The 3,413-nt window shown below is 55.8% G+C and carries 1 tRNA gene and 2 rRNA genes; all 3 read right to left on the bottom strand.

What is annotated here, in order from left to right:
- A tRNA-Met gene (locus HBH26_RS20195) sits at positions 1 to 77 on the bottom strand.
- A 90-nt stretch (positions 78 to 167) separates the two neighbouring features.
- Positions 168 to 282, bottom strand: a 5S ribosomal RNA gene (gene rrf / locus HBH26_RS20190).
- A 155-nt stretch (positions 283 to 437) separates the two neighbouring features.
- Positions 438 to 3,261 (bottom strand): 23S ribosomal RNA (locus tag HBH26_RS20185).
- Positions 3,262 to 3,413: the final 152 nt, after the last annotated feature.

Here is a 3,413-nt window from a genome sequence, read left to right as displayed (position 1 = left end):
TGGTTGCGGGGACAGGATTTGAACCTGTGACCTTCAGGTTATGAGCCTGACGAGCTACCGGGCTGCTCCACCCCGCGTCGAGGTAATGTCCGCAAGGATGCGGTGTGTGGTGTGCCTTGTGGTGGGAAGGCGGGTGAACGGGTTCTTCTGGGTACGCAGGCTGCAATGCCTGGCGACGACCTACTCTTCCATCGCTTGAGCGATAGTACCATTGGCGCGGTCGGGTTTCACGGCCGAGTTCGGGATGGGATCGGGTGGGACACCGACGCTATGGTCACCAGGCAATGAAGCCTGCGTACGGGCTGTGCCGCTTGGGCGCACGCGCGTTGCGTGTGCCTGGCGGCCAGCGGGTTCAAATCGATGCACGTTTTCTGGCTGGGAGTTTTTCATCCACCCGTCGTTGTTTTTGGCCAACGCTGTCGTTGATGGTGTGTCCTCTCAAGCGCGAATAGGACGATTAGTATCGGTTAGCTCCATGCGTTACCGCACTTCCACATCCGATCTATCAAGGTCGTGGTCTTCGACCGTCCTGTGAAATCTTATCTCGAGGGAGGCTTCCCGCTTAGATGCTTTCAGCGGTTATCCCGTCCGTACATAGCTACCCTGCTGCGCCGTTGGCACGACGACAGGTACACCAGAGGTACGTTCAACCCGGTCCTCTCGTACTGGGGTCAACTCCTCTCAAATTTCGACGCCCACGGCAGATAGGGACCAAACTGTCTCGCGACGTTCTGAACCCAGCTCACGTACCACTTTAATTGGCGAACAGCCAAACCCTTGGGACCTGCTCCAGCCCCAGGATGTGATGAGCCGACATCGAGGTGCCAAACAACCCCGTCGATATGAGCTCTTGGGGGTTATCAGCCTGTTATCCCCGGCGTACCTTTTATCCGTTGAGCGATGGCCCTTCCACGAGGGACCACCGGATCACTATGACCGACTTTCGTCTCTGCTCGACTTGTCAGTCTCGCAGTCAGGCGGGCTTATGCCATTGCACTCTAACAGTCGGTTTCCAACCGACCTGAGCCCACCATCGCGCGCCTCCGTTACTCTTTAGGAGGCGACCGCCCCAGTCAAACTACCCGCCACAGAGGGTCCCTGTTCCGGCTTCACGGAACGAGGTTAGACATCAGAAAACAACAGGGTGGTATTTCACCTATGGCTCCACGCCGGCTGGCGCCAACGCTTCAAAGCCTCCCACCTATGCTACACAGTTCTTTCCTAATGCCACTCTGAAGCTGCAGTAAAGGTGCACGGGGTCTTTCCGTCTAACCGCGGGTACTCCGCATCTTCACGGAGAATTCAATTTCGCTGAGCATGTCCTGGAGACAGTGGGGAAGTCGTTACGCCATTCGTGCAGGTCGGAACTTACCCGACAAGGAATTTCGCTACCTTAGGACCGTTATAGTTACGGCCGCCGTTTACCTGGGCTTCATTTCAGAGCTTGCACCCCTCCACTTAACCTTCAGGCACCGGGCAGGCGTCAGACCCTATACGTCGTCTTGAAGCCGACTTAGCAGAGCCCTGTGTTTTTGCTAAACAGTCGCTACCCCCTGGCCTGTGCCCCCCACGAGTGCTTGCGCATACGTGGGGCCTCCTTCTTCCGAAGGTACGGAGGCAATTTGCCGAGTTCCTTCAGGACACTTCTCTCAAGCGCCTTGGTATACTCTACCAGACCACCTGTGTCGGTTTCGGGTACGGTCTATACGGTGGGGCTATTTCCCGGGACAGTTTCGAAGCCCGGCCAATCCGATAAGGCCGAACAACACACACCATCCGTCACACACCACCAGGCTGCGGAATATTAACCGCATTCCCATCGACTACCCCCTTCGGGCTCGTCTTAGGGGCCGGCTCACCCTGCGCGGATTAGCCTTGCGCAGGAACCCTTGGTCTTTCGGCGAGAGGGCATCTCACCCTCTTTATCGCTACTCATGTCTGCATTCGCACTTCCGATACCTCCACGACCCATTACCAGATCGCTTCGCAGGCTTACGGAACGCTCCGCTACCGCGTGATCGTGAGATCACACCCTAAGCTTCGGTGCACGTCTTGAGCCCCGTTACATCTTCGCCGCAGGAACCCTTGTTTAGACCAGTGAGCTGTTACGCTTTCTTTAAAGGATGGCTGCTTCTAAGCCAACCTCCTGGTTGTTTTGGGATTCCCACATGCTTTCCCACTTAGACGTGACTTGGGGACCTTAGCTGTAGGTCAGGGCTGTTTCCCTCTTGACGACGGACCTTAGCACCCGCCGTCTGTCTCCCGAGTATCACTCATAGGTATTCGGAGTTTGGTTAGTATTGGTAGATCTCGCGACCCCCGCAACCATCCAGTGCTCTACCCCCTATGGTGTCCGCTCGAGGCACTACCTCAATAGTTTTCGCGGAGAACCAGCTATTTCCCGGCTTGATTGGCCTTTCACCCCTAAACACAACTCATCCGGTAACTTTTCAACGTTAATCGGTTCGGACCTCCAGTGAGTGTTACCCCACCTTCATCCTGGTCATGCCTAGATCGCCGGGTTTCGGGTCTAATACATCGAACTATGTGCGCCCTATTCAGACTCGCTTTCGCTGCGCCTACACCTAACGGCTTAAGCTTGCTCGATACATTAAGTCACAGACCCATTATGCAAGAGGTACGCTGTCAGGCCCTAAAGACCCTCCAACTGCTTGTAGGCAATCCGTTTCAGGTACTGTTTCACTCCCCTCATCGGGGTGCTTTTCACCTTTCCCTCACGGTACTAGTTCGCTATCGGTCGCATACGAGTATTTAGGCTTAGAGGGTGGTCCCCCTATGTTCAGACAGGATTACACGTGTCCCGCCCTACTCAAGTCCTGATATCTCACTTTCGCATACGGGGCTGTCACCCGCTACGGCCGAACTTTCCAGATCGTTCTGCTAGTTGAATATCAGGCACTGGCCTGGTCCGCGTTCGCTCGCCACTACTAACGGAATCTCGGTTGATGTCTTTTCCTCCAGGTACTGAGATGTTTCAGTTCCCCGGGTTCGCTTCATGAAACCTATGTATTCAGTCCCATGATACCCAAAACCCCAATTACCCTAGCTGAGCCGCCCGGCGGCACGCTTCACGTGTCGTCGTTCGGCTCTTCTCGGATAATCAGGATGGGTGGGTTTCCCCATTCGGAAATCTGCGGGTCAAAGGTTGCTCACACCTCACCGCAGCTTATCGCAGCGTGCCACGTCCTTCATCGCCTGTATGCGCCAAGGCATCCACGAATTGCCCTTACCTCACGCTTGAGAGTCCACACCACCAACGACAACGCTGGATCAGCTGAGCCGCCCGGCGGCACGCTTGGCGTGCCGACGCTCGGCTCCTCCAATCAACTCGGCAGAGCAACGCTGTCGCAGTATCTTGGTGCGGATGATTAATCTCAGCCAGATTTGGCCGC

It is taken from the genome of Sphingomonas corticis, assembly GCF_012035195.1.
Taxonomy (GTDB): Bacteria; Pseudomonadota; Alphaproteobacteria; order Sphingomonadales; family Sphingomonadaceae; genus Sphingomonas; species Sphingomonas corticis.
The sequence above is the reverse complement of the archived record's forward strand: the minus strand, read 5'-3'. Positions and strand labels throughout refer to the sequence as shown.